1 protein-coding gene is annotated in these 447 nt (G+C 66.7%); it reads right to left on the reverse strand.

From position 1 onward, the window contains the following. Positions 1 to 447: transposase (locus tag SK571_RS46245; RefSeq protein WP_319990446.1), on the reverse strand; the 447-nt coding region annotated here is incomplete at both ends.

Genomic DNA, 447 nt, shown 5'->3' on the forward strand with positions numbered 1-447 from the left:
GCGATGATGTGCAGGGCTCGGTTGGCTTGGCGTTCGCCGCCTTTGTTGAGGCGGTGCCGGTCGGTGCGTCCGGATGAGGCGGGTAGTGGTGCGACGCCGCAGAGTTTGGCGAAGGAGGCTTCGCTGTGCAGGCGGTGGGGGTTGTCGCCGGCGGTGACGAGGAGCTGGCCGGCGATGTCGGTGCCGATGCCGAGTAGGTCGACCAGGGTCGGTGCGGTGGCCGCGACCAGTTGGTCGAGGTGTTTGTCGAGCTGGTTGATCTGCTGGTTGAGGGTGATGATCCGTTCGGTCATGGCGCGTAGGGCGAGCATCGTGCCGTGGGTGGGGTCTGCCAGCTGGGTGAGGTCGGGGTTCAGCGCGGCGCAGGCGGTGAGTAGTGCCTTGCGTTGCTTGTCGCGTAAGGCTTCGCGGAGCGCGGTGGGTGCGGTCGTGATCAGGTTGGTGAGT

This window comes from Lentzea kristufekii (genome assembly GCF_033949925.1).
Taxonomy (GTDB): Bacteria; Actinomycetota; Actinomycetes; order Mycobacteriales; family Pseudonocardiaceae; genus Lentzea; species Lentzea kristufekii.